Here is a 24,252-nt window from a genome sequence, read left to right as displayed (position 1 = left end):
TTATTATCTAGAAGAACTTCTTTGAGACAGAAACGGCTATTTCAACACCCTTTTTTGTCTCTCCTTCGGTATTACCGCTGTTTATCACATAGGTGAAGGCTGGCTGGACCATGAACGAAAGCCCCTTTGCAGGAGTCATGGTGCCTCTCAAGGCAATCCTGTTCACATATTCCGTCGTTCCATGAGGTGTCCTGTAATTCTGCTTGTCCTTTGCATCGTCTGCACCTGGAGTTCCGTCATAGTCTTTGGATGGATATGCCCAATCCTTGTATTTAGAATCTGCCTCGGCAGCCTTAGACTTGTCCCTGTCCTTCCAGTTCCAGTCAAGACCACGGAATACCTTGTCTCCGCTGTATTCTCCACATGCCTTGAAAAGATAATCCAATGTCACGGACCATTTCCCTGCATTTTCATATCCAATGGAGATTTCACCGCCCACAGTGTCAGGTCCCCAAGGAGTTCCGTACCACTCAGTATAGAAGTCATCCTGCATAGGTCCCATAAGGTCCTGATAGTATCTTACCAAAGACCAGTTAGGACTTGCCTTTATGTACATATATGGATCCGTATAGGTTCCCTCAAGCCAGATATGGAAAGCACCCTCTCCGAAAGGAATGAAAACTTCCGTACCGGCCTGAAAGCCGAATCCACGTGGAGTACAGTCATCAGGGTCATCCGCTTCCGTAGGCATCTGAAACTGATCCATAGCAAAGATTCCATAGAGCCTAGTGTTTCTTACAGGCGCATAGTCAAGCTTGAGGCACATGTAGTCGCAGGTATTGCTTTCACCACCCTCACGCCTTGTCTCGTAGTCCTTCCAGGCAGCAAAACCGTGGAAAATGTTCCATGGGGCAAGATAGCGAAGTTCCATAGGTGCGTAAACAAAAAGGGATTCCCTTGCAGTAAACTGAAGCTTTGAGCCAAGAAGCATGCCGATTTCGTGAGTGTACATGTACCTGTCGGGATTGAACTGGCTTACATTCATCTTGTAGCGAAAATTTCCTGACCAGACAGAAAGGTCCGCATAGGTTGCGCCTGTAAAATATTCGCTTTGAGCTACGCTTCCTGACAAAGAACGGTTGAAATTTGACGCCATGGTTCCAAAGATGAAGGAAAGTCCTGTGCTGTCCGTAAAATCATGACCCGTGGCAAAATAGTAGTCATGTGGAAAGTTCAGGTCAAAGGCATCTGCAGCAAGTGGAACGTTGGAATAGTTCTTGTGCTTAATCTTATACCCTTGGGTTTGCGCAACCCTAAGATCCATGGACATGGCAAAATAGTCTTCCAGTGTGATTTTAAGAGGAATGTACATGAGAGGCTTCTGATGATAGCGGTCATATACCCGTTCCACTGCCTCTTCGTTCTTATAGTAGCCCTCAAGATTCGCCTCCAGTTCAGCCTGAATCTTAAGCATATCGCTTCCAAAGGACGCAGGAGTCTCGTACTCGATGTATTCCTTGATCTGGTCAAACCTTACTGCAGCATCATCGGATAGCCTTTCATAGTCAACCTTAGAAAGATGCCGTTCTATTTCGCTCAAAGTCATAGGACCGTAAAAAACAAAATCCGTCCTACCACTGTCCATGACAATTCGCGAAAGTCCATCAAAAATCCAATGCCCTGCAGGAATGACCTCCTGACGGCTTCTTGCATAGATGGATTCCGATAAAATTATAGAACCTATTGTTATAATAAAAAGACTTTTTAAGCATTTTATTGAAGATTTCATGATTTTTTGAGTTTAAATGATTGTTGCAGAAAAAACAAGCATAGAGTAAAATTATAGGACTATGAAAATAGCAATGTTCACCGATGCCTATTACCCAAGAATCAACGGAGTCACGGTTTCCGTACATTCCTATGCTGAAGAGCTTTCAAAGTTGGGACATGAAATAGCCATCGTCTGCCTTGAATACACGGAAGAACAGCAGAAAAGTTCATTCTTCGATGAAGCAAGTGACGATACATTGCCCTTTAAGATCATAAGGATTCCTTCTTCCAGAGTCGTTTTCTCCAAAGAAGACAGGATGGGAAGGCTTGACAAGTGGCATTTCGTCAAAAAGGCCATGGATGCATTTAAGCCAGACGTAGTACATATCAATTCGGAATTCGTCGCAGGCTATTTTGGAGCCATCTACGCACGCCATAGAAAGATTCCTTCAGTATTCACCTTCCATACTCTTTGGGAAGACTACCTTTCAAACTACATGACCTATGTTCCCAAACGCAGCTCAAGGAAGCTCGGTAAGGAAGTCGTTCGCTTTTACCTTAAGAGAACGGACGTAATCATAGCACCGACAAAAAGAATCGCAGAGGTCGTAAAGGAATACGGCATTGACAGGGAGGCTCATATACTTCCTACAGGAATTCCTTCATCAAAGCTTGCGTTCAGTAAAAAACAGAACAATATTGTAATAAATACCATGAACAAGAAATTTCCCAGCATCAAAGGGAAAAAGATCCTACTCTATGTAGGAAGAGTCGTAAAGGAAAAGAACCTTGAATTCCTCTTTGACGTGCTCAAGGAAATTCAGAAATCAATTCCAAAGACAGCCCTTCTCTTTGTGGGTGGAGGACCATCACTGGAAGAGCTTAAGGAAAAATCAAGGGAGCTGGGGCTTGAAAAGTCCGTATTCTTTACAGGCTACATCGAAGGCTCCAACCTGATCTATTTCTATAAGAAAGCTGATGTGTTCACCTTTCCAAGCAAGACAGAAACTCAAGGTCTTGTAACGGTCGAGGCAATGCTTTCGGGGCTTCCTGTAGTAGCCATCGGTGAAATGGGTACCGTTGATGTCATGCAGGGAGACAACGGTGGATTCATGGTAAAGGACGACAAGGCGGAATTTGCAGGACGAGTACTTGACCTCCTCAACGACAAGAAGCTCCATGTGGAAAAATCAAAGGAAGCAATCGAGTGGGCTTCAAAATGGAAAATTTCAAGCCTTACGCCATCCCTTATTGAATGCTACAGGCAGGCGATAGAAATACATTCAAGCAAGCATAGGAAGCAGGAAGACTGATGACTTCAGACGAAAAAGAGACCATATACAACCTACTAAAGCTTTCCTCATCCTGGGTATACGGATACAAGTCTCCTAAATTTCAGGGAGACAGCATTGCCTTCGACGACGATGTAATAGAATTCGTGGAGCCGAAGCCAGCACCGTCATCTGATGCCATGGCGACAGAAGTTCCACAATCGGAAGCAATAGATATTGAAAGCGCCCCACCGAAGGTTACAGGCCAGCAGCCATCAGACAACGGTGGAATCACCATAGAATCCATCTGCAGCAAGATTTCAACCTGCAGGAACTGCGTGCTTTCCAACACAAGGACAAACACCGTACCTGGCGAAGGTGTACAGCACCCTTACGTCATGGTCATAGGAGAAGGACCTGGAGAGGACGAAGACAAGACTGGAAGACCTTTCGTCGGCAAAGCAGGACAGCTGCTGGATAAGATGCTTGCAGCAATCGGTCTTAGCAGAACTACAAACTGCTACATTGCAAACATAGTAAAATGCCGCCCTCCGATGAACCGCACACCAATGCCCGATGAAGCAAACGCCTGCGCAGGGTACCTTCAGGCACAGATACATATCCTTAAGCCAAAGTTCATACTGGCAATGGGACGCACTGCCGCACAGAATCTACTCAAGACAAACACAGGCATAAATACACTCCGCGGAAACTGGCTCGAGCTCCAGTTTGGAAACGAAAAGATTCCTTTGATGGCTACATTCCATCCAAGCGCACTTCTCCGAGACGAACGGCTAAAGGCTCCAGCCTGGCAGGACCTTAAGAAATTCCGCGAAAAACTTCTTGCAGAAAAGCCAGACTACGCAGAAGTCTTCTACACACAGCAATGAGTGAAAGCCCCCCACGCTACATAGATGTCGTCCTCAACGTGCCCCTTAACCAGGCGTTCACCTATAGGGAGCCTGCCGACGATGGAAAGAAAATTCTTCCTAAAGATCCATTCGGTTACAGGGTCGAAGTAAAATTCGGCAACAGGAAGACAACGGGATTTGTCACTGCAGTCTATGATTCCATTCCAAAAACCTGCACCGTAGGTGACGACAAGATAAGAAACGCCCTCAGGTACATCGACAGTGAGCCGCTTCTTACAAAGGAGCTGCTTTCAATCGCATCATTCATGAGCAGCTACTACATTGCTCCCATCGGAGAATGCGTTTTTGCCATGATTCCATCGGGGAAAAGAGAAACTGAAATACCTGGATTCTCTTTCTTTCAGGATGAGAAAGGTTTTGAAAAAAAGGAGCTCAGCAACGAACAGACATCCGCTGTGGAAGGTATCCTAGCCCCTGCCGCCGCTTCAAAATTCCATTACCTTTACGGAACCACAGGAAGCGGAAAGACAGAGGTTTTTCTTACCTGCGCCGACAGGGTAATGCAACAAGGAAAAGGCGTAATCTATCTTGTGCCTGAAATAGGACTTACACCGCAGGTCGTAGATGCAGTCCGAAAAAGATTCGGCAACACAGCAGCGGTTCTTCATTCCGAACTGACTCCAAGCCAAAGACTCGGGGAATGGAAAAGAATCCTCCACAAGGAAGCAAGGGTTGTCATCGGAGCAAGAAGCGCCATATTCGCTCCAGTCCCTGACCTTGGACTAGTAATCATCGACGAAGAGCATGATTCATCATATAAAAGCGGATCCTCACCCAGATACCACGCAAGACAGATCGGGATGTTGAGATGCACCCGCGAAAACATTCCCCTCATCATGGGTTCTGCAACGCCTTCACTTGAAGCATGGCATTCCATGGCGGAAGGTAAACTGCTGAAACATACGCTTACAAAGCGTCTTGCTGGAGGTGCAGTTCCAAAAATTGAAAGCGTAAATCTTTCAGCGGAAGCAAACGGTGAAAACTGCATATCCCAGAAGCTTAAATCTGAAATCGAAACGACCCTCAAGGAAAACAAGCAGACCATCCTTTTCCTGAACAGGAGAGGTTTCACGCATTTTTTCAGATGCGCCTCCTGCGGCTTTGAGCTCAAGTGCAGGAACTGTTCTGTCGCCTTGACATACCATAAAAGCGAAAACAGGCTTCGCTGCCATTACTGCGGCTACAACACAACACCTCCACAGCAATGTCCTGAATGCGGTTCACTGGACATAGGATATTCAGGCTTCGGCACTGAATACATTGAAGGAGAAGTAAAATCAAAATTTCCAAACTCAAGAGTTTTACGAGCCGACACAGATTCCCTTCACCACAAGGGAGAGCTGCAGGAACGTTTTGACAGCTTCAGGAAGGGAGAAGCGGACATCCTCCTTGGCACACAGATGGTCGCCAAAGGACTCAACTTTCCAAAGCTTAAGCTGGTTGGTGTTGTTCTTGCAGACTCATCGCTGCACTTACCGGATTTCAGGGCATCGGAAAAAACCTTCGCCCTCATAACCCAGGTTGCAGGAAGAGCCGGAAGATTTTTTCCAGACGGCAAGGTCATAGTACAAAGCTACAGTCCTGACCGTGATGCGATTTCCTTTGCAGTCAGAGGCGACACGGAAGGATTCTACAAAAAAGAAATCGAAATGAGAAAGATACTTGGATTTCCGCCTTTTACAAGACTTCTCAGGCTTGTATTCCGATCCGCAGTACCAAACTCTGCACAGGCAGCGGCAGAATCAGCAGCAGGAATTCTTTCAAAGAAAGCTCCTCCCGAAGTTGAGATACTTGGTCCTGCAGAATGTCCCATCAACATGGTCAGCGGCAACTATCGATGGCAGATCCTTCTCCGCAGTAAAAACATAAAGCCTCTACAGGATTCCGCAAAGACTTTGGTCTGGGGATACAAACCGCTAAAGGATGTTTACATAGAAATTGACGTGGATCCACTCAATATGATGTAGGCTCTCCACCATTACGGTCATGACGCACAGGACCATCAAAAATAATTTCCCAAAGGAAAAGTCCTGTCGCAGGGGCGGTCCTCATTGCCCTGCTTCTATCCTTGCTTTCAAGAATGGCCTTGAAATCCTCTCCGGACATACCTTTTTTCTCCGCCTCGATCAGCGTGCCCGTTATGGAACGAACCATCTTCCAAAGAAAAGCATTTGCCTGGATTTCAAACACCAGAAGTCCTCTTTCTTCGTCCTCCCAAAAAAAGAACGCATTCTCAAGATAGCGGTAGGTTGAAAGACTTTTGTCACCGCTTGCGGCAAAGGTAGCACAGTCGATTTCACCTCTTAGACAGGATGCCATGTCATTGAGAACATTGATGTCAGGCTTTCTTGGAATAAACCAGCGGTACCTGCTTTCATGGGCAAAACAAGGCTTTCCGCACTGGATAAAATACCTGTATTTTCGGCTTGTTGCGCTGAACCTTGAGTTAAAGGACATATCCTTTTTTTCTACCTTCATTATCCTGATGTCAGGTGGAAGAAGTCCATTTAAAGCACGAAGGTAATTTTCAGGTTCAATATTGTCGACTGGACATTCAAAGTTGGCAGCCTGTCCCATTGCATGGACCCCGCTGTCGGTTCTTCCGCTGCCGTATAGTTTTAGGGGAAGCTTCACCATCTTTTCAATGGCAAGCTCTATCTCTCCTTGAACTGTCCGTACTGGTTCACCGCCGTCAGATTTGTCCTGTCTCTGCCATCCACAGAAATCAGTTCCATCATAGGAGACTGTCAGGAGAATATTATTCATCGTCGTCAAATATGTTGTTTGAACCAAGCTCAGCAGCAAGCTTATCGTAAAGGTCACGTGCTACTTCAAGAAGAGGACCAGGCTTTGCCTTGCTTGATTTACCAAGACCAAAGATACGGGCAATGGCCTTCTTGCTGTCCTCAAGCTTCTTAAGGCGAAGCTGAAGGTTTTCATGCTGTCCGTATTTATATTCCAGCAGACCTGAAAGATAGATGATTCCATCATAACCGTAGTTCTTGTCCGTGTCAGGGCCAAAATGAGAAACAGATTCAATGGATTCAATTCTTCCCGTCTCATTTATAAGTGTCTGCTGATAGAAGAACAATGCCTTTCTATAAAGAACCTGAGCGATATAGTCATAGTTGTGTCCTGGACTGACATGATCAATATCCTGGCAAAGCCATGCAAGCCTTAGGGCGATTTCACCCCTCTTGAATGTAGGAGAATAGGCGATATCTACGTTCTCATAGCAATGGAGAGCAAGGTAATACATTGCCGCTCCGTCATAGAGAGTTCGCTCATCGTAGACGTTATAGTGAGGGAAAATAGTTTCTGTCGCTTTGATTCTTTTTTCAGATGTTGCAGCAAGACGGTCAAAGGTAGCACCATCCTTGATGGCCTTAAAATCCTTCCAGAACAATGCTGTATGGCACTTAGGACAAACACCGATTTCATAGATGAGAGGATAGACACGGCCGAATTTCTTTGAAGGCTCATAGTTTCTATGGAGTTCATCAGTAAGATTGCCTGCGATGGTTCGACCTCCACCTTGATGCATGACTTCCTGCCTGAATGGCTTCTGACATACAGGGCACATCATCTCTTCCTTTGCCCAGTATGAAATGGCAGGTTTCTTTGGACCTTCATCCATCACAAATGCCTTGCTGAAATTATTCTTTGCCATCATTACCTCTCTATTATCAGTCGCCGCACTCAATCACCGAGTAAGCGACAGCATATTCTTTTTCATGACTTATTGAAACATGGATACGAAACTTAGGACCACAGCGCTCCTCAACAAGCCTGAGTGCATCACCTGTAACGATGAAATCAGGTTTGCCATTGCTGTCGGACACCACATAGACATCCTTCAAACTGAATCCTGAAATACCAGTCCCCAGGGCTTTAGAAAAGGCTTCCTTCGCAGCAAATTTTCCAGCGTAGGATTCGCACTTCCTTTGGAAAGATACATCAGGTGACAGCCTCTCATTCTCGTTGAAAAACCGAGCGATATAGGAATCCTCGAACTGAACCCATTTTTCGAGTCTTGAAATCTTGACTATGTCGCAGCCGATTCCAAAAATCATAAGGCTCCCCCGTTATCCATATCCGCACCTATATCATCGGTATTTTTGACTTCTTTTTTGACAATTGTTATTTCTACTTCTGAATGAGAAGACTGGGCCAGAGAATATGCAGGGGAAAGCTCAACAATCACAGGAACAGTGTACAGACCTGGCTCCGTAATGAATGAAAGATCTGCATATACGCTCAGGCTTTTCATACGGAACTTTTCGATGTCATTTACACTGCCTTCAATGATAAGGTTGACTTTTTTAGCCTCTCCCGCAACTTCAAATTCCTCGGCAAGGGAATTGAATTTGATCTCAATATCATCAAGCTCCTTGACCATCGCTTCCGAAACGACAGGAACAGTCGCCTTGATGAGAGGATCATCCAGAACAGAAATATAGTTGTTGGAATTGACGGTCTTAAGAATCTTAGAGACAGAAATTTCAGAATTCTCAATGTTGACGGAACCAGCAGGAATTTCATTGATTTCGTCAAGCATGAACTGAGGGCCAACAAGGAAAACATGGGACGGCTCAAGCTGAACTGAAAGCGCCTTATATCCGTGGGCTGGCGTACCATAAACCCTAGATACTACAGGAACCTGTTTAAGTGCTTTTTTCTGTATTTCAAACTTCAAGTTATCTGGAGCAGCAGTAATTTCAAGTGGATCAAGATCAAGCTGAAGAACCCTTTCAGAAATTCCAACGCTTACAGGGAATGACCAATACCCTTCCTTTGTCTTTGAAGAAATATCGACATAGGCAAAGAAATCCTTTTCAGAAATAAGGGAAATCTGTTCGCTTCTTGTTCGTACCTTAACCTTTATGTACTTTTCCTTTTCAAGACCACTGACAGGAATCATGTTTCCATCCGCACGAATTTCCAAAGGGACAGAAAAATTCCTTGTTTCAAGAAGAGATACCTGATGGAAGAAATAAATCATGCAGGCAAGGACAAAGCAGACAGCTTTTACAGGCCAGTTAGTTATCAGTTTTTCCAGTAAGTGTTTTGTGTTCATCGATCGTGTCCTCAATAATCTGCTGGTCAGGTGTAATATCCAGCTGACGTTCAAGAATCTTAGTCACCTGATCAGCCGTAAGGTCATAGTGAAGCTTTGAGTCATATGCCAAAGAGAAAGCGCCAGTTTCTTCACTTACAATAAGAATAACACAGTCCGTGACCTCGCTTAATCCAAGGGCTGCTCTATGTCTTGTTCCGAAAGTCTTCTTGATGTCATACTGCTCGCTGACAGGAAGAAAGCACCCTGCAGAAAGAACCTTGTTTCCCTTGATGAAACATGCACCGTCGTGAAGAGGTGTGTTATGACCGAATATGGTAACAAGAAGATTCGAAGAAAGGTCTGCATTCAGCATCGTTCCAGTCTCAAGGAAATTATCGACCTTTGTATGGCGCATAAAGCAGACAAGCATACCTCTCTTTTGCTTTGAAAGCAGATCTGCAGCAATGAGAACAGAATCAACGTAGGTATGTTTTGCCCTCGAACCGATGGTAAACCATCTTCCCTGTCCAAGCTTAAGGAAAACCTTTCGAAGCTCAGGCTGAAAGACAATCGCAAAGACAAGGACAAGGCCAGGAGCAAGAACAGAGAAAATCCACATCATGGTCTTAAGCTGGAAAATGTAAGTGACAGCGTAGGCAATGATTACAAGGACCGCAGATTTTAGAATCTGAACGGCATTGGTCTGATTTATGATTTTATAGACCTTATAGAGAAGGAATGTAAGAATGCCGATATCCAGTATCGGTCTGATTCCGTCATAGACTTTCAACAGATTTGCAAACTGATTCATACTTTATAGAAGAGATTTTAACACAGCAAAAGTATCAACGCAAGGAGCACAATCATGGACACGAACCATAAAGGCACCGTTGAGGACTGAAAGCATGTCGGCAGCTAGAGTTCCATAAAGACGCCCTTCCACATCCCTACCTGTCATCTGTCCTATGCAGGTTTTTCTTGATAGAGCCATCAAGACAGGATACTTTCCATCACAGAGCTTTCCGCAGTTCTTTATAAGCTGAATGTTTCCATCAAGGTCCTTGCCAAAACCGACTCCAGGATCGACGATGATCTTGCCTGCCTCTATTCCTTTTGACAATGCAAAGGTCGCTCTTTCTTCAAGATAACGGCTTACTTCATCAAATACATTTCCGTAGCGGGTATCATTCTGCATGTTTCCAGGAATGCCACGCTTATGCATGAGGACAACTGGAATCTTGGTCTCAGCACAAAAGTCTGCCATTCCATCATCATCTTCAAGAGCGGAAACGTCATTTAAAATGTCAGCCCCCGCATCAAAGGCAGCCTGCATGACGGATTTTTTTCTTGTATCTATGGAAATAGGAATATCGCTATGTTTCCTGATTTCCTTGACCAATGGAACAACCCTTCTGATTTCTTCATCTGCATCAACATACTCTGAGCCAGGACGAGTCGATTCTCCCCCTATGTCCAATATATCTGCACCTTCATCGATCATCTTCAAGGCACGCTCAAGGCTTCCTCTGCTCTCAGAAAAAAAACTGTCGGGAGTTGCATTCACAATCGCCATTATGAAGGCTGGATTTTCAGTAGACACAGCACGGTCACGAAGTAAAAGAGTTTTCATCTATCCAATAATATCCTTTGCAGCTTTGCAGATTGAATCAGAAGAAAGTTCGGCAGCTTCAAGAATCTGGCTTCTGTTTCCGTTAGGCACAAAACGATCGGGAAAAGCAAGAACCTTTGTTGCAACATCCTTGGAAGCATATTTCTTGACAATGCCCTCAAGATATTCAGCAATGCCTCCTATCTTGACACCGTCTTCAACAAAAACAACTCCGTCATATTCAGGAACAAGGCCAATAAAATATTCTTCATCAAAAGGCTTAAGGAACCTGAGGGAATAAATGTCGGCTATCGTACCATCAAGGAGCAATGAACGTGCGGCTGTAAGCGTCTCAGAAAAAATGCTTCCAGTGCAGACAAATAGAATTTTCTTCATCCTGCTTCTGTCCGTCTCTGAATATTGGGAAGCAATACCAGGCGCATATTCATCAGAAGTAACAAAAACTCCTTTGCCATCCACCACGGAATGAGAAAAGCTTTCCGTTTCTGTAGGACAGGAAACCTTTGGCCATCTGATGACGACAGGTCCTTTGCATTTTTCAACGGCATATTCAAGACAAAGATTCATATCCTCTTTTGTCGCAGGAGAAAGGAATATGATGTTTGGAACAGGTCTCAAAAGGGAAACATCGAAAATTCCCTGATGGGTCTCGCCGTCATTTGGAACAGCACCAGCACGGTCAAGGACAATGACACAATGTCTTTCCTGCAATGCTATGTCCTCAATTATCTGATCAACCGAACGCTGGATGAAGGTCGAATAGATTGCCACGACAGGAATCAGCCCTCCCGCATTCAATCCACCTGCAAAGGTAACGGCATGCTCTTCCGCAATACCTACATCAAAGAATCTTTCTGGAAATCTTCTTGAAAAAGCATCAAGTCCAGTCCCTTTAGACATTGCAGCTGTTATGGCGGCAAGCTTTGTGTTGCGTTCCCCAAGCTCAAGGATTTTATTCGAGAAACATTCAGTAAAGCTGAGATTGTCGAATTTCTCAACCTTTCCATCGCTTGTGTTGAACGGTCCAACTCCATGAAATGCAGAAGGATTGTTTTCTGCAGGCGAATATCCTTTACCTTTTTTTGTGACGACATGAATCACAACAGGCCTAGGAATTTTCTTTGCCTTTTCAAAGACACGGATCATCGCGTCCATATCATGTCCATTGAGAGGACCTACATATTCAAAGCCCAGATCGACAAAAAGATTGTTCGTAAGAAAGAGACCTTTGATTCCCCTCTTGAACCTGAAAATAAGTTTGCTCAGATGCTTGCTGAAATATGGAATGCGGTCAACAAGATGATCAACCCGATGCCTGAAGCCCTGATATGTATTTGTGAAGGTAAGCCTCGAAAGGTAACGTGAAAAACTGCCGACATTCTGGTCTATGGACATCTGGTTATCGTTGACGACGACAATGAGATTTTCCGCAAGCTGTCCTGCATGGCTAAGTCCTTCAAACGCCATTCCACCAGTCAAGGCTCCATCACCGATGACGGCAACAACCTTGTCCTTTCTTCCAATGATTTTCCAGGCAGTCAAAAGCCCAAGAGCCGATGATATGGAAGAAGAAGCATGACCTGCATCAAAATAATCGTGCTCGCTTTCCCTTATCTTTGTAAAACCAGATATGCCATCCTTAAGGCGTACTGTAGAAAATTCACCTGTTCTTCCTGTAAGAAGCTTATGTGGATAGCACTGATGGCTCACATCCCAAACAATGGAATCCTGAGGACTGTTGAAAACCCTATGAAGAGCAATGGTCAATTCCACCACTCCAAGGTTGCTTGCAAGATGGCCGCCGTTGTTTCCTACGACTTCTATGATCTTTGAACGGATTTCCGAGGCAAGAACGGGAAGCGATTTTCCAGGCAAAGCTTTAAGATCTTCTGGCGAATGTACATTATGTAAAATCAAAACTTGGACTCCCGTTCCCAATGGTGTAGCAGTATAAATAATTTCAAATGAAGAAAAAAAAGACCGCAGTCAGAAATGTAACCGCGGTCTTCATCCAAAAAGGCCCTTCGCACCTAAGCGACCCACACATTTCCTTTCAGAAATATATGATCACTTACTTGCTCTTATGGCGATTTTTTCTAAGCTTCTTCTTACGCTTATGTGTCGCAATCTTTGCGCGCTTTCTTTTCTTACCACAAGGCATGAGTAGAACTCCTTAAATTTAAGTTCTCATATTATCCAATTTTTAAGAAAATATGTCAAGGGCAACGGGGAAAAGCCTAGGTTCAGACCACATTTTGTGAAACGATATTTTGAGCAGATGCTTATCCAACATTAAAATACATAGTCTTTCTAGAAAAAGTCCTCAGTTTACAATTTCCATTTAATCTGATATTTTTTAACTATGAAACAAAATGTAGCTGACTACTCATTTGAATATAAAAAACGAAAGCAGAAGGTCCTTCAGCATGCAATGATTCTTGTAATCACAGTGTTCCTCTGTCTTACCCTTTTCCTTAACTTTGTGCTTTTCGCCGTATATACAAATTCATCTTCAATGGAAACCGACCTTTCAAAGGACGGAGTTTCCCTGGTCTGCCCGTTCCTCAGAAATCCTTCCCGTGGTCAGGTGGTCTACATATCTCCTATGGATGAAGAAAAGCTTCCATTTTATAAATCCGCTGTAAATCTTGTCATAAACTTTTTTGCTCTTCAGAAGTATAAGCCCTTTGGAAGCAGCACAAGAATGACAGGAAAACATTCAATCCGCCGCGTCGTTGCCCTCCCAGGTGACAGCTACTACATGAAGGACTATGTTCTCTATGTAAAGCCAGCAGGACAGAATTTCTACCTTACGGAATTTGAGCTTGCCTCAAAGCCTTACAACATCAGGATTTATTCCGTGCCAGTTGAATGGGACGGAATGGGATGCGCAGGTTCACTTCCAGAAACAACTCTGGGCAGCAATGAATACTTTGTCCTTGCCGACAACCGTATTGAAGGAATCGATTCCAGGGTTTACGGCGGCATCAAATCCGACAGGATCAAAGGCCGTATCATCTGGCAGATATTTCCTTTCAACAAGATGAAGCTATTCTAGTAAATGACAGCTTCCCTCTATATACACATTCCGTTCTGCCTTCAAAAATGCGACTACTGCGATTTTTTCTCCAGGCCACAGAACGGAAAAATTCCTGACAGCTATGTCGAAGCCCTAATAAACGAAGCTGACTTCTACGCAGACTGCAACGACATCACCTGCTGGAAAACCATCTATATCGGTGGCGGAACCCCAAGTCTTCTTTCCCCCAAGCAGATAACGACCCTCCTTAAAAAACTTTCAAAACGTATTGGATCTGGGACTCAGGAAATAACAATGGAGATGAATCCAGAATCCGTGTCCAAGGATAAATTATCAGCAGCCGCAAACAGTGGTGTCTCCAGGCTTTCCCTAGGAATCCAGAGCTTTAACGACAAAGCCCTCAAGGCCATCAACAGGCACTGTACTTCGAAAAGAGCAAAGGATGGCATTGAGATCATCAAAGCCAATTGGAACGGTCAACTGAATCTTGATTCCATAGCAGGTCTACCCGAACAGACGGAAGAAGAATTCATCGCCTCGCTTAACCAGATTCTTTTCTATGAACCTGACCATATATCCTTGTATACACTTACGGTAGAAGAAGGAACCCCCCTCCATATAAAAATCGAAGACGGAATCATTCACCACGACCCTGACAGCGCCGATGAGCAGTGGATCAAAGGAAGGGAACTTATTCTTTCAAAGGGCTATGGACAATACGAGGTCTCGAATTTTTCAAAGCCTGGAAAAGAAAGCCGTCACAACCTGACCTATTGGAGACAGCAGGACTACGTTGGAATCGGTGCTGGTGCATCTGGAACCATCTATGGACAGGAGAGCATGCGCTGGACAAACACGCAGGATATTGAAAAATACATCTCCTTTTGGAATTCAACAGCTCTATGGAATCAGGCTGACCTTCCCAGGCAGACAGAAGCAATAGACCTTGAGACAAAGGAATTTGAATTCCTCATGATGGGGCTACGCACCCTGGAAGGAATCAATTCAGCACAATATGAAAGAAAGTTTTCCAAGATATCTCCCTGGAATGGAAACCTTGGTTTACGTCTAGGCAAGGAAACAGGACCATGGAAAAACTTCTCTAAAGAAAAGCTGACCCTTGAAAAATCAGAAGCTGACGGATCAACCACCTATGCCCTTAATCATAACGGAATATTATTATTGAATAAATTTCTGGTGGACTTACTGTAATTTTTTAGTCCTTGATTTATTTACAATAATGGAGAGAGTGTGCATTCCATGTATTCCCTCTTGTCATTTGCCTAAAAGCAAGAATTACGCTATATTTTTATAGTTATGGAAGAAGCCGTAAAGATTATTGCAACAAACAGAAAAGCGCGATTCAACTACACCGTGACCGACACCTATGAATGTGGGATTGTACTTGAAGGAACAGAAGTAAAGTCAGTCAAAGCTGGCAACATTTCCTTCGTGGACAGTTTTGCACTCATTGAAAACGGAGAGGTTTGGGTGCAGAATTTCCACATTTCTGAGTACGCATATTCTTCAGTCTTCAATCATGACCCTGACAGAAAAAAGAAGCTACTGCTCCATCGCGAGGAGATCAAAAGGCTTCAGAGAAAGGTTGATGAAAAGGGATTCACTCTTGTTCCCCTTGATTTCTACCTTAAGCACGGACTTGTAAAGGTAAAGTTAGGTCTCTGTAAGGGTAAAAAGGAATTCGACAAACGTGCAGACATCAAGGACAGGGATGTAAAGCGCGAGATTGCCCGTGAATTCAGGAACAGGCAGGACGGCTAGAAGCCAAAGAGGAATCATTTGATCAGAAGATTTATTGCCTTAGCAATTTATGTTCTCATATCAATGGCAGGTGCCTTTGCGGAAACCGTGGAATTTTATGCCACCGTATCCTCCTCGGCAGATGCAAACATGATCAAAATGAGCACTGACCTTCTATATACTCAGATTCAATCCATGGACGGTTATGCTATCGTCGACAAAAGAAACGAAAACTACAACACAGAAAACAGATCGTCAAATATTTCCTTCTATGCAGAAATTCAGGAAGAAAATTCTGGCAAATGGACATGTACCCTCAACGCCTTCAAAAATGAACTGGCCTTCAGTTCCACAAAGGAATACGATTCTTACTATAAAATCCTAATGGATGCAAAAACCTCCCTTGAAAATTTCATGGTCAATCTTTCAGGCAACATAGTCGTACCAGACCTAGGCTCTTCAGAACTGACGGAATCAACAGACAAGGCCTCCGATGTTTCACCGCACCCAAGAAAAAGAGATCCAGCCATGGACCTTCTTGCAGGAACCTGGACTGGAGAAGAGCTTATCGAAAAAATTCTCATCCTAAGAGGCGGGAGAGGTTTCATCGTTTTCAAAAATGGTGCCAGCATGAACATTTCAGTTTCAGTGGAAGGTTCAGACGTGACCATAAAACAAAGTGGAAAACCAAATGCATCTTTCTATCCAGAGCTTCCAAGACAAGATGCCCTCAAGCTGGCCGCTTCTGCAAACCCTATAGAATGGATTCTTAAACTTGAAGGAAACAGGCTTTCAGGCATAAAGAAAACCCTTATCCAAGACAAAAAATCTTCAACTGGAATTTCTGAGGGAACTGTAGACGTTTCCTGGACAAAGCAATAGTTCAGTCTATCCTTACGCTGCCCTGCCTAAGAACTTTTATCTCCTTGTCCTCAAGCATCACCAAGGTGGAAGGCAAGGAGCCTTTTTTATCGCCATCATCCACAAGGATATCCACTTCAGTTTCAAATTCTTTCCTGATTTCGTAAAAGGTCTCAAGGACAGGACTTCCGCTTCTGTTTACGCTGGTGCTGTACAAAGGTGCACCGCATCCATCGATGACACGCCTAAGCCATTCATCGCCTGGACATCTGAAAGCTACTGTAGGACAATAATCTTTTAGCGGACTGTTTATTTTAACTGGGACGATTACCGTCAAAGCACCAGGCCAAAGCCTCATGATTTTTTCAGGAATTGGAGAATCGGTATATGAATAAATATCTTCAGGATTTGCTATAAGCTGGATCAAAGGCTTGCTTTCTTCCCTACCCTTGATTTTTCTAATTCTGTCATCGGTCTTAAAGGATTTTCTGTCCCTAAGATCAACTACACCGCTGAACCCGTAGACAGTATCCGTTGGAACTATGGATGTTCCGCCATTTTTAAGTATTTCGACTATTTTTTCGATGTCGTCAGATTTGCTGCATATCATAGACCTGAATTCCACCTATATTCTTGATCTTCTTTTTAAATCCAGGAAGATGAATGTAACCGTTCTGAACATCAAGAAGGACAAGCACAAGATACACAAGCAGCATAACGACAAAAGAACTGAATTTGCAGATCCATTCTGGAATATAGGAAACCTCGTGATGTCTCTCTACCGTACCAGGGTCAAAGATATGAACTTCACGGGCAGCAAGTCCACTCAGCTTAACAAGCTTTTCACCCTCGGAAACATAACCAAGCTTCTTGGCATAGGAAGCAATGACATCGAGGTCTTTCTCGAGGGCAATTTTTTCAAGGGAAAGCTCACCATTGGTCTTTTCAATTCTCGCTGTATGTGCACTGAGCGACTGCTTCTGTTCCTGCAGCTGTGAAGACGCCCAAATGCCGTCGCGACCGCCAGCAACAGAAATCAATGTATAGAACAAAGTACCGACAAAAACGGCAACCAATAACCTGAACCTTTCCATGATGTTCTTATTTTCGGCATTTATGACCTGTTATTTAATTGTTTTATTTCATTATCTGTAATAAAATAGATATGGCGATTTTCGAGAATTCTGCCGATAATAGTAGCGGAGAAGTACATTTCCACCATGATTACACAGTTTTATTCATAAGTAGGGGTCATAAATGAGCGACATTTCAGATAAACACAGCGAACTTGACGAATACGGCGTTTGGGTAAAAAAGCCATCGTCGACAAACACAGAAAAGGAATCACCTGCCCCTGCAGCCGAGGAACCGACAGTAGACGCCTCGTTCATTACACAGGCAGCCGCCACGGACCTTGAAATCGAACAGGACCTTGCGGACTTTGACATCGATTCCCTCGACACCCCTGTAATCGAGGAACCAGTCATCGAAGAAACTGCAGTTTCAGAAGATCTCCTCAGCGAGAGCATTCCATCAGACGACTTCACCACAGAAACAGTAGTGGAAGAATCCATCCTGGAAGAGCCAGCAACCGAAGAAGAACCCCAGGTCACAGATGACGAGCTTTCGCTGGATGACTTTTCACTTGATTCACTCAATGATGAAACTGGTCCTATGACCTTCGAACAGGATCCTCCGACGGAAAATGAAGAGTCTGTTCCAGAAGAAACAACAGAAACAGCAGCTTCGGAAGGACAATCGGAAGAAGTTTCATTTGAAGACGGCGAGATTGATCTTGATGCCTTCATGTCAGACGATTCTCCTGCCCCTTCTTCTGACAGCACCCCAGACGGAGATGTCGACCTGAGCGCATTCATGTCAGACGACTCAGCTCCAGGACAGGACGGAGAAGTTGACCTCAGCGCATTCATGGGAGACGGTGGCGATGCTCCAGACTTTGGCAACGGAGACATTGACCTTGAAGCATTCATGGGCAGCGAAGGATTCGCCGCAGACAAACAGGAACAGGAAGAAATAGAAGACGCCGACCCTCTTGATATCGACCTTGACTTTGAAGACAACGACAACATCGAGCTTCAGGACACAGAGGCAAGCGGTGACGTATCTGGAATTGAAGATTCAACCTCTTCGTTTACAGGAATGTCAGACACAACAGAAATAGAAGACTTCGATGCTCTTTTTGACGATATCGTTGATGAAACTCCTCAGGAAAAGAAGGTGGAAGCAACTCCCGCCCCTAAAGCAGAAATGCCTGGAAACACAGAGGAAATAAATCTTTCCGACTTTGGATTTGACGATGATTCAGACAACCAGAACCCTATCCTTGGAGATGGAAAGGAAGAACCTAAAAAACAGGGACCTGTAGACTACGAAATGAATGTCGATGATGACGATGCTCCTTCAAGCACTACAACTGTCGAAGAAGAAAAAGCAGAAGAAAAGGAAGAAGACGATTCAGACTTCGACATCGATATTACCCAGGATGACGAAGCTTCAGTCCAGAAGGAACAGGAAACAGACCTTTCATCTCCTGACGACAGCTTTGACATCGATTCAATCCTAAACAGCGTAGAAGATGAAAACGGAGGAACAGTTTCTTTTGAAGAAGAGAAAACTCCTGCCATAGAAGAAGAAAACATCCCTGCTCCATCAGAAGAGGTTACAGATAGCGAGCCTATGTTTCAGGAACCACAGGAATCTGATTTTGGAGAGATTGCTGAAGAATCAGAAATGATCTCTAACTTCGACGAACCTACTGTAATAGAAGAACCAGATGCTTCAAACGACGATGAGACCTCTGTATCAGACTTTTCCATCGATGATTTTGTAACTGACGAACCAGCGGCCGAGGAACCTGAAATTTCAGTACCTGTAGAAGAGCCAGCAACAGAAGAACCTGTCATCGAAGAACCTCCTGTCCTCGAAGATTCTGAAGCTTCCATAGACCTTGAAGACTTCATGGGTGAAGAAGGATTTACCGACGGTGGTCCTGGCGTTCAAGGCTATGATACTGTCGCCCAAGACACAGCTTCCGAAACAGAAGAAGCAACTGAAGATTCTGACTTTGAAGAACCTGTAGTTGAAGAAACTTCCATTGAAGAGACAGCCACAGAGGAACCTGTCATTGAAGATTCTACAATCCAGGAACCCGTTTTTGATGAACCTGTAATCGAAGAATCGATTATGGAAAATTCTGAAGAAATGAGTTATAATGAAACAGAAGCATTGGACGAAAACATTTCCCTTGATGATTTCATGGGTGAAGAAGGCTTCACGGACGGTGGTCCTGGTGTCCAGGGCTACGACACTGTGGCTCCAGCGGCCACTTCCCAGGAAACGACAGAGGAACCAGAGCTTGCTGAAGAAAATAATGGCAGCGACTTTGAAGAATCTGAAAATTCTGATACAATGGATACTATTGAAACACCAGATTTTACGAGCGAACCGATTATGGAAGAACCCGTACTTTCTGACCAGGAAAAAGAGAACGAGCCTATGAGTGACGTAACAGAAGACATTTCAACCAACGAAGGAGAACCTGACTACTCTAACATCAGTGCCTTCGCAGACAAGAAACCTGAATACGACATGACAGGAGTTACCCTCACCCTCGATGACTTTGCAAACATCAAGGAATATCCTGAGGAACCTTCCATGGACACGATTGCGGAAAGTTCTGTAATTGATGAACCAGTAATCGAAGAGACATCCATTTCGGAATCAGAAGTAATCCAGGATGAACCTGAGACATACAGTGTATTTATAAAAACAGAATCTTCATCAGGACAGGCAGAAAATGCTGGTGCTGTATCGGGAGAAAACGATATTTCAACTTCAACAGACGAGACAGTTGCCGATGAAGCAGCAGTTTCTACGGAGGAAACAATGGACGCATTTGACAGTTCTTCAGTACTTTCACAGATTTCAGAAGAGCTTGCATCACTCAGATCAGAAATCAAGGGTTTGAAATCTGAATTTGAGGAGATCAAAAAGAACGGAATACAGTCTGAAAGCTCAATCGACAGTCCTCTCTACGGAGAAGAATCAGAAGCAGCCGAAGATACTGTTGAATCTGTTGAACTCCCTGAACCATCTGAAGATACAGGTTTCTTCAATGATACCGACGAAGATGATACAATCGCACTTAGCGGCGACGAGCTCAGCAACATCCTGAGCACAGCAGAGTTTACATCACAGACTGGAGAGTCCCTCGACGACGGACTTAAGATGGACTTCGACAATGATGAAGCATTGGAAGAACCTGTCTTTGACGATTCTGAAATTGCCATATCTGAAGAAGAATCAGAAGAAGGAGAAATTTCAGTTCCAACAGTTGATGATGTTCTTGTAGAATCTTCTTCTACAGACCTCATGGACAACACGATCACAACAGCAGAAGACAGCGATGAAGAACTTTCAGAAATAACTGATGACGACATCCCTTCTCCAACACTTGAATCCCTCGACATTCCTCCTTATGAACAGGAAGAAGAACTTACAGACGACAACATTGAATTCCTCAAGGAAGGCAATGATGTTGAAGAAGAAGAGGAGCTTGAAACTGGTATCAGCGAACAGCCTGTCGAAGATGTATTCAACAACTGGGATGCAGCATCCGAATCAGAAATCGAAGAACCAGTCATTGAAGAACCAGTTATCGAAGAAACATCAGTAAGCGATTCTGAAGTTGAATCCACAGGTGACTCAAATGAAATACCTGCAAGCATGAAGGAAGAAATTAAGTCTGTCCTTTCTTATATGGACCAGCTCCTTGAAAATCTTCCAGAAGACAAGATTGCTGAATTTGCACAGTCTGAGCAGTTTGAAACCTATAAAAAGCTCTTTACAGAACTCGGTTTGTCTTGAGTTTTTTAAAGTTTGATGAATGATTTTGGAAAGCCATGTTTCTTAAAGGAAATATGGCTTTTATTTTATAGACGGGAGATATGATGGACATAACATTCAAAGAAACATCAAATGGAGAGCTTGCCTGTTCAAGCAACAATGTCCGTCTACACTCCTTTTACAACCCAGTAAAGGAAGCACAAAGATTCGCAGAGACTGCAGAGTGTCTATTCAACCCATCCTATATTTTAGTTACTGAACCATGCATTTCCTACTGTGCATCTTTTTTAAGGAAAAGATTTCCAAAAGCAAAGCTATGCTGCATTAGATTCTGCGACGGCTTTTCAGACTACGACAAGGAATGGGATAAGATATTCCATTCCAATGTGCAAGACAACCAGTTGAACCACAATCTTTCAGAAGACATATTCAATTACATGGGGGATGAAGGAATTGCTGCTTGTCTTTTTCTTTCTTGGAAAGCTTCTGACCAGGCATTTCCTGACATTTCAAAATTCTCCTGGGATGAAATAAAGAAGGCTGTTGTTAAAAGCCGAAGCATACTGGGCACAAGAAATTTCTTTGCAAAGCGTTGGACAAAGAACGCCCTAAGGTTTTCTCTATTTACAAAAAAAACAGCAACAATAAAAAACGGTAACGGAGACATCGTCATCTGCGCAAGCGGTCCAAGTCTCCATAGCTCCATTGAGTGCATCAAGAAGTATCGTGAAAGATTTTTTTTAATAGCCGTTTCCTCCGCTCTATCCCCTCTGGTCGCAAATGGAATAATTCCCGATCTATGCATCTCAACGGACGGTGGCTTCTGGGCTAAACTGCATATTTCCTTCGCCTTGAACAGCCACGACATCCCTTTAGCCCTTCCCGCCGAAGGAAGCTGTTTTGCAACCATCATGAACAAAACTGCCATCATTCCCCTTTACTACGGCGACGGGACATCCGAGGCAATCCTCAAGGAAATAGGTTTTTCAGGACTAAAGGCATTAAGAAACGGAAGCGTATCTGGTACAGCAATTCAGCTTGCACTTTCCATAACAGATGGAAACATATACTACTGTGGGCTTGATCTTGCATTTTCCAAAGGCTTTGTACACACCCAACCTAATGAACTTGAAATAAATGATTCCCGCAATGACGGTAGGCTTAGAACTACGGAAACAAGAATTTCAGCATCGGTATTGAACAAGGGGTCCATAGACATCTACAGATCATGGTTCAGCTCAATGGACTTTTATGGAAGAGTACATAGGCTCAGCAATTCATACCGCTATGAAAACTCTCTTGGTAGAATTCCAGATGTTGACTGGGAATATTTTGACAGAAACACTTTGAATTTCAGCAGAAAGCAGAAGCCTGAAATTATAAATACAGATATAAGAACTAATGACAAGGCGATAGTAAGCAAGTTAAAAGAAATCTGCAAAAAAAACAGCAGTACAAGTGAATGGATTCACAACGCAGTCCCATCTGAAGCTGTTGTCATGGACAGAAGCATAGGTACTGATTCTTACGATGAAGCAAAGAAAACTGTCGAACATGGAATGGAAGAATTCATTGGAGACATTACGAGGGCAATCGAAAAATGATTTACTCAGGAACCATTGAAGCAAAAACGGGTCATAAGATTCCAACATACATCAGCGGAAAGATAGCACACTCCAAATATAATCCGACGGCAGACAAGGTTTCACTTGATGAAAATGCGTATGGTTGTGTCCTTGTATTTGGCATAGCCGCAGGATTTCACATTAAAAACCTGATCCAGAACAAAAACATACAGAAAATCATTGCAGTGGAAGCAGACAAGGAAAGTCTTGATTTCTGCAGCAGTTTGGAAACGGTCAAGGAACTTGCTGCTGACAGTAGAACGACACTATGCACCATGGCTGATTTAGTTCCATGCCTTTGTTCTAACTATTTGCCGTCACTCCACAAAAAACTTACAACTGTTTTTCTCCGTTCATGGCACGATGAAATTCCAGATGCTGACCTCAAGGCAAAAAAGTTGCTGGACACATCGATGGAAAGCATTTCCCAAGACATCTCAGTCCAGGCTCATTTTGGAAGGCATTGGCACAGGAACATACTTACAAACCTCAGATTCATAGGGGAAACAAAATTCCAGAACATTCCTGTTTCCATACCAGCTGAAAAAACAAGAGCTGCGATCATTGCCGCAGGACCAACCTTGGACAGTTCATTGGATGCATTGAAGGAACAGAGAAAACATACCTACATTGTCTCAACAGACACTGCATACGGAACACTTACAGGACATGGCATTGAACCAGATGCAGTAGTTTCCGTTGATGCACAGCAGGTTTCTTCTGAACATTTTCTTGGAATGACAGAATCAAAAACTACATTCATCTTTGACATAGCATCGAATCCAAATACTGTTAAAATGGCAGCCGACCTTGGAAATAAAATTTTCTTCATCAGAAGCAACCATCCATTGGCAGCCCTTGCATCAGAGAAAATCAACTTGCCATTTACGGAAAGCGGATCGGGAACAGTCACCATTGCAGCAGCGGATTGGGCAAGACAACAAGGGTTCAAGGAAATTCAATTTTTTGGCGCTGATTTTGCCTACTCAGATGGAAAACCTTATTGCCGGGGAACTTATCTTGAAAATAGATTCAACAGCCAATCCTGCAGAACACTATCATCCGAATGCCTTTATACAGCCTTGATGTTCAGGACTGAACTCCAAAAGACAGATAAAGGTCTTCTAGGAAACCTTGGAAAATCAGCTGTCACCAGCAAGGTTCTTTCTTCATACGGTTCTACTTTAATTGAATGGGCAGACAGACATGGAATGTCACAGGATGGCAACCTGCTTAAGGCAGACATAAGCGCAAGAATGGATTCAACACGCAGCATGTCCAGCTTTGATTACAAGGATTTCATCAAAGAATATTTAGACAAGGTAAAATGCCTCGCTGATAAAATGAGCACACAGAGCCTTTCCGAATTGACTTCAGAAATACTCGGTTCAAAGGAATTGATTACCCTTCTTCCACTTTTTGCAGCCACTGGAAAAGAAACTTTAATGGAAGACATTAGTATTGCATTACAATTATTGCTATATTATAATTTGTAAT

The 24,252-nt window shown here is 43.7% G+C and carries 20 protein-coding genes; 10 read left to right on the top strand and 10 right to left on the bottom strand.

The window, feature by feature from the left end:
• Window positions 1-7 precede the first annotated feature (7 nt).
• The gene (locus ACKI39_RS01495) at window positions 8-1,729 is read right to left on the bottom strand and encodes a hypothetical protein (RefSeq protein ID WP_407396953.1); all 1,722 of its coding nucleotides are present in this window, start codon (window positions 1,727-1,729) and stop codon (window positions 8-10) included.
• A gap of 61 nt (window positions 1,730-1,790) precedes the next feature.
• Here ACKI39_RS01495 and ACKI39_RS01490 point away from each other — a divergent pair, with 61 nt between their 5' ends.
• Genes ACKI39_RS01490 through priA form a run of 3 tightly spaced genes read left to right on the top strand, consistent with a single transcriptional unit; the run spans window position 1,791 to window position 5,880 of the window.
• Window positions 1,791-3,023: a glycosyltransferase gene (locus ACKI39_RS01490; RefSeq protein WP_407396951.1), complete on the top strand. Its 1,233-nt coding sequence runs from the start codon at window positions 1,791-1,793 to the stop codon at window positions 3,021-3,023.
• Entirely contained in the window at window positions 3,023-3,871 is an 849-nt protein-coding gene (locus ACKI39_RS01485) for a uracil-DNA glycosylase (RefSeq protein ID WP_407396949.1), read from the top strand. The genes ACKI39_RS01490 and ACKI39_RS01485 overlap by 1 nt, the downstream gene beginning before the upstream one ends.
• Window positions 3,868-5,880, top strand: coding sequence for a replication restart helicase PriA (gene priA / locus ACKI39_RS01480; RefSeq protein ID WP_407396947.1), 2,013 nt, complete (start codon window positions 3,868-3,870; stop codon window positions 5,878-5,880). Before ACKI39_RS01485 ends, priA begins: the two co-directional genes overlap by 4 nt.
• On the opposite strand, the gene truA is transcribed toward priA, so the two are convergent.
• The 7 genes from truA to dxs are packed head-to-tail and all read right to left on the bottom strand — an operon-like array spanning window position 5,867 to window position 12,519.
• Complete coding sequence (truA, locus tag ACKI39_RS01475) at window positions 5,867-6,679, bottom strand: tRNA pseudouridine(38-40) synthase TruA (protein ID WP_407396945.1); 813 nt, start codon at window positions 6,677-6,679, stop codon at window positions 5,867-5,869. The two genes, priA and truA, sit on opposite strands and share 14 nt — an antisense overlap.
• Window positions 6,672-7,583, bottom strand: a complete 912-nt coding sequence (locus ACKI39_RS01470) for a DUF2225 domain-containing protein (protein WP_407396943.1) — start codon at window positions 7,581-7,583, stop codon at window positions 6,672-6,674. Before ACKI39_RS01470 ends, truA begins: the two co-directional genes overlap by 8 nt.
• 16 nt (window positions 7,584-7,599) lie before the next feature.
• A complete protein-coding gene (gene acpS, locus ACKI39_RS01465) occupies window positions 7,600-7,986 on the bottom strand; it encodes a holo-ACP synthase (RefSeq protein ID WP_407396941.1) in 387 nt (128 codons plus the stop codon).
• Window positions 7,983-8,990, bottom strand: coding sequence for a CdaR family protein (locus ACKI39_RS01460; protein WP_407396939.1), 1,008 nt, complete (start codon window positions 8,988-8,990; stop codon window positions 7,983-7,985). Before ACKI39_RS01460 ends, acpS begins: the two co-directional genes overlap by 4 nt.
• Window positions 8,953-9,783, bottom strand: coding sequence for a diadenylate cyclase CdaA (gene cdaA, locus ACKI39_RS01455; RefSeq protein ID WP_407396937.1), 831 nt, complete (start codon window positions 9,781-9,783; stop codon window positions 8,953-8,955). The genes ACKI39_RS01460 and cdaA overlap by 38 nt, the downstream gene beginning before the upstream one ends.
• A gap of 3 nt (window positions 9,784-9,786) precedes the next feature.
• Window positions 9,787-10,602, bottom strand: coding sequence for a dihydropteroate synthase (gene folP / locus ACKI39_RS01450; protein ID WP_407396935.1), 816 nt, complete (start codon window positions 10,600-10,602; stop codon window positions 9,787-9,789).
• Window positions 10,603-12,519 carry a 1-deoxy-D-xylulose-5-phosphate synthase gene (dxs, locus tag ACKI39_RS01445; protein ID WP_407396933.1) on the bottom strand — a complete coding sequence of 639 codons (1,917 nt, stop codon included), beginning with the start codon at window positions 12,517-12,519 and terminating at the stop codon, window positions 10,603-10,605. It abuts the gene before it with no gap.
• A 445-nt stretch (window positions 12,520-12,964) separates the two neighbouring features.
• Between dxs and lepB the strand changes: the two genes are divergently transcribed.
• The 4 genes from lepB (at window position 12,965) to ACKI39_RS01425 (ending at window position 16,285) form a co-directional block, all read left to right on the top strand.
• Window positions 12,965-13,660, top strand: coding sequence for a signal peptidase I (lepB, locus tag ACKI39_RS01440; RefSeq protein WP_407396930.1), 696 nt, complete (start codon window positions 12,965-12,967; stop codon window positions 13,658-13,660).
• A gap of 3 nt (window positions 13,661-13,663) precedes the next feature.
• A complete protein-coding gene (hemW, locus tag ACKI39_RS01435; RefSeq protein WP_407396928.1) occupies window positions 13,664-14,854 on the top strand; it encodes a radical SAM family heme chaperone HemW in 1,191 nt (396 codons plus the stop codon).
• A gap of 105 nt (window positions 14,855-14,959) precedes the next feature.
• Window positions 14,960-15,424, top strand: a complete 465-nt coding sequence (gene smpB / locus ACKI39_RS01430) for an SsrA-binding protein SmpB (RefSeq protein WP_407396926.1) — start codon at window positions 14,960-14,962, stop codon at window positions 15,422-15,424.
• A gap of 18 nt (window positions 15,425-15,442) precedes the next feature.
• Complete coding sequence (locus tag ACKI39_RS01425; protein WP_407396924.1) at window positions 15,443-16,285, top strand: TP0183 family DNA metabolism protein; 843 nt, start codon at window positions 15,443-15,445, stop codon at window positions 16,283-16,285.
• A gap of 1 nt (window position 16,286) precedes the next feature.
• On the opposite strand, the gene ACKI39_RS01420 is transcribed toward ACKI39_RS01425, so the two are convergent.
• Together ACKI39_RS01420 and ACKI39_RS01415 are read right to left on the bottom strand one after the other, a co-directional pair.
• Window positions 16,287-16,874, bottom strand: coding sequence for an L-threonylcarbamoyladenylate synthase (locus tag ACKI39_RS01420; protein ID WP_407396922.1), 588 nt, complete (start codon window positions 16,872-16,874; stop codon window positions 16,287-16,289).
• A complete protein-coding gene (locus ACKI39_RS01415; RefSeq protein WP_407396920.1) occupies window positions 16,855-17,358 on the bottom strand; it encodes a septum formation initiator family protein in 504 nt (167 codons plus the stop codon). The genes ACKI39_RS01420 and ACKI39_RS01415 overlap by 20 nt, the downstream gene beginning before the upstream one ends.
• 163 nt (window positions 17,359-17,521) lie before the next feature.
• Between ACKI39_RS01415 and ACKI39_RS01410 the strand changes: the two genes are divergently transcribed.
• From ACKI39_RS01410 to ACKI39_RS01400, 3 genes are all read left to right on the top strand, one after another.
• Window positions 17,522-21,151 (top strand): midas domain-containing protein, encoded by a 3,630-nt coding sequence (locus ACKI39_RS01410; protein ID WP_407396918.1) that lies wholly within the window; start codon window positions 17,522-17,524, stop codon window positions 21,149-21,151.
• A gap of 80 nt (window positions 21,152-21,231) precedes the next feature.
• The gene (locus ACKI39_RS01405) at window positions 21,232-22,734 is read left to right on the top strand and encodes a 6-hydroxymethylpterin diphosphokinase MptE-like protein (protein WP_407396916.1); all 1,503 of its coding nucleotides are present in this window, start codon (window positions 21,232-21,234) and stop codon (window positions 22,732-22,734) included.
• Window positions 22,731-24,251 carry a motility associated factor glycosyltransferase family protein gene (locus ACKI39_RS01400; RefSeq protein WP_407396914.1) on the top strand — a complete coding sequence of 507 codons (1,521 nt, stop codon included), beginning with the start codon at window positions 22,731-22,733 and terminating at the stop codon, window positions 24,249-24,251. Before ACKI39_RS01405 ends, ACKI39_RS01400 begins: the two co-directional genes overlap by 4 nt.
• The last annotated feature ends 1 nt before the right edge of the window (window position 24,252 follow it).

It is taken from the genome of Treponema sp. (assembly GCF_045641405.1).
Classification (GTDB): Bacteria; Spirochaetota; Spirochaetia; order Treponematales; family Treponemataceae; genus Treponema_D.
The sequence above is the reverse complement of the archived record's forward strand: the minus strand, read 5'-3'. Positions and strand labels throughout refer to the sequence as shown.

What these genes read in the sequence shown, in the direction of transcription:
- ACKI39_RS01495 (WP_407396953.1), bottom strand. Translation starts at nt 1,729, where the DNA reads ATGAAATCTTCAATAAAATGCTTAAAAAGTCTTTTTATTATAACAATA.
- truA (WP_407396945.1), bottom strand. Translation starts at nt 6,679, where the DNA reads ATGAATAATATTCTCCTGACAGTCTCCTATGATGGAACTGATTTCTGT.
- ACKI39_RS01460 (WP_407396939.1), bottom strand. Translation starts at nt 8,990, where the DNA reads ATGAACACAAAACACTTACTGGAAAAACTGATAACTAACTGGCCTGTA.
- ACKI39_RS01415 (WP_407396920.1), bottom strand. Translation starts at nt 17,358, where the DNA reads ATGGAAAGGTTCAGGTTATTGGTTGCCGTTTTTGTCGGTACTTTGTTC.
- ACKI39_RS01420 (WP_407396922.1), bottom strand. Translation starts at nt 16,874, where the DNA reads ATGATATGCAGCAAATCTGACGACATCGAAAAAATAGTCGAAATACTT.
- smpB (WP_407396926.1), top strand. Translation starts at nt 14,960, where the DNA reads ATGGAAGAAGCCGTAAAGATTATTGCAACAAACAGAAAAGCGCGATTC.
- lepB (WP_407396930.1), top strand. Translation starts at nt 12,965, where the DNA reads ATGAAACAAAATGTAGCTGACTACTCATTTGAATATAAAAAACGAAAG.
- ACKI39_RS01405 (WP_407396916.1), top strand. Translation starts at nt 21,232, where the DNA reads ATGATGGACATAACATTCAAAGAAACATCAAATGGAGAGCTTGCCTGT.
- ACKI39_RS01490 (WP_407396951.1), top strand. Translation starts at nt 1,791, where the DNA reads ATGAAAATAGCAATGTTCACCGATGCCTATTACCCAAGAATCAACGGA.
- hemW (WP_407396928.1), top strand. Translation starts at nt 13,664, where the DNA reads ATGACAGCTTCCCTCTATATACACATTCCGTTCTGCCTTCAAAAATGC.
- priA (WP_407396947.1), top strand. Translation starts at nt 3,868, where the DNA reads ATGAGTGAAAGCCCCCCACGCTACATAGATGTCGTCCTCAACGTGCCC.
- ACKI39_RS01410 (WP_407396918.1), top strand. Translation starts at nt 17,522, where the DNA reads ATGAGCGACATTTCAGATAAACACAGCGAACTTGACGAATACGGCGTT.
- folP (WP_407396935.1), bottom strand. Translation starts at nt 10,602, where the DNA reads ATGAAAACTCTTTTACTTCGTGACCGTGCTGTGTCTACTGAAAATCCA.
- acpS (WP_407396941.1), bottom strand. Translation starts at nt 7,986, where the DNA reads ATGATTTTTGGAATCGGCTGCGACATAGTCAAGATTTCAAGACTCGAA.
- ACKI39_RS01400 (WP_407396914.1), top strand. Translation starts at nt 22,731, where the DNA reads ATGATTTACTCAGGAACCATTGAAGCAAAAACGGGTCATAAGATTCCA.
- cdaA (WP_407396937.1), bottom strand. Translation starts at nt 9,783, where the DNA reads ATGAATCAGTTTGCAAATCTGTTGAAAGTCTATGACGGAATCAGACCG.
- ACKI39_RS01470 (WP_407396943.1), bottom strand. Translation starts at nt 7,583, where the DNA reads ATGGCAAAGAATAATTTCAGCAAGGCATTTGTGATGGATGAAGGTCCA.
- ACKI39_RS01485 (WP_407396949.1), top strand. Translation starts at nt 3,023, where the DNA reads ATGACTTCAGACGAAAAAGAGACCATATACAACCTACTAAAGCTTTCC.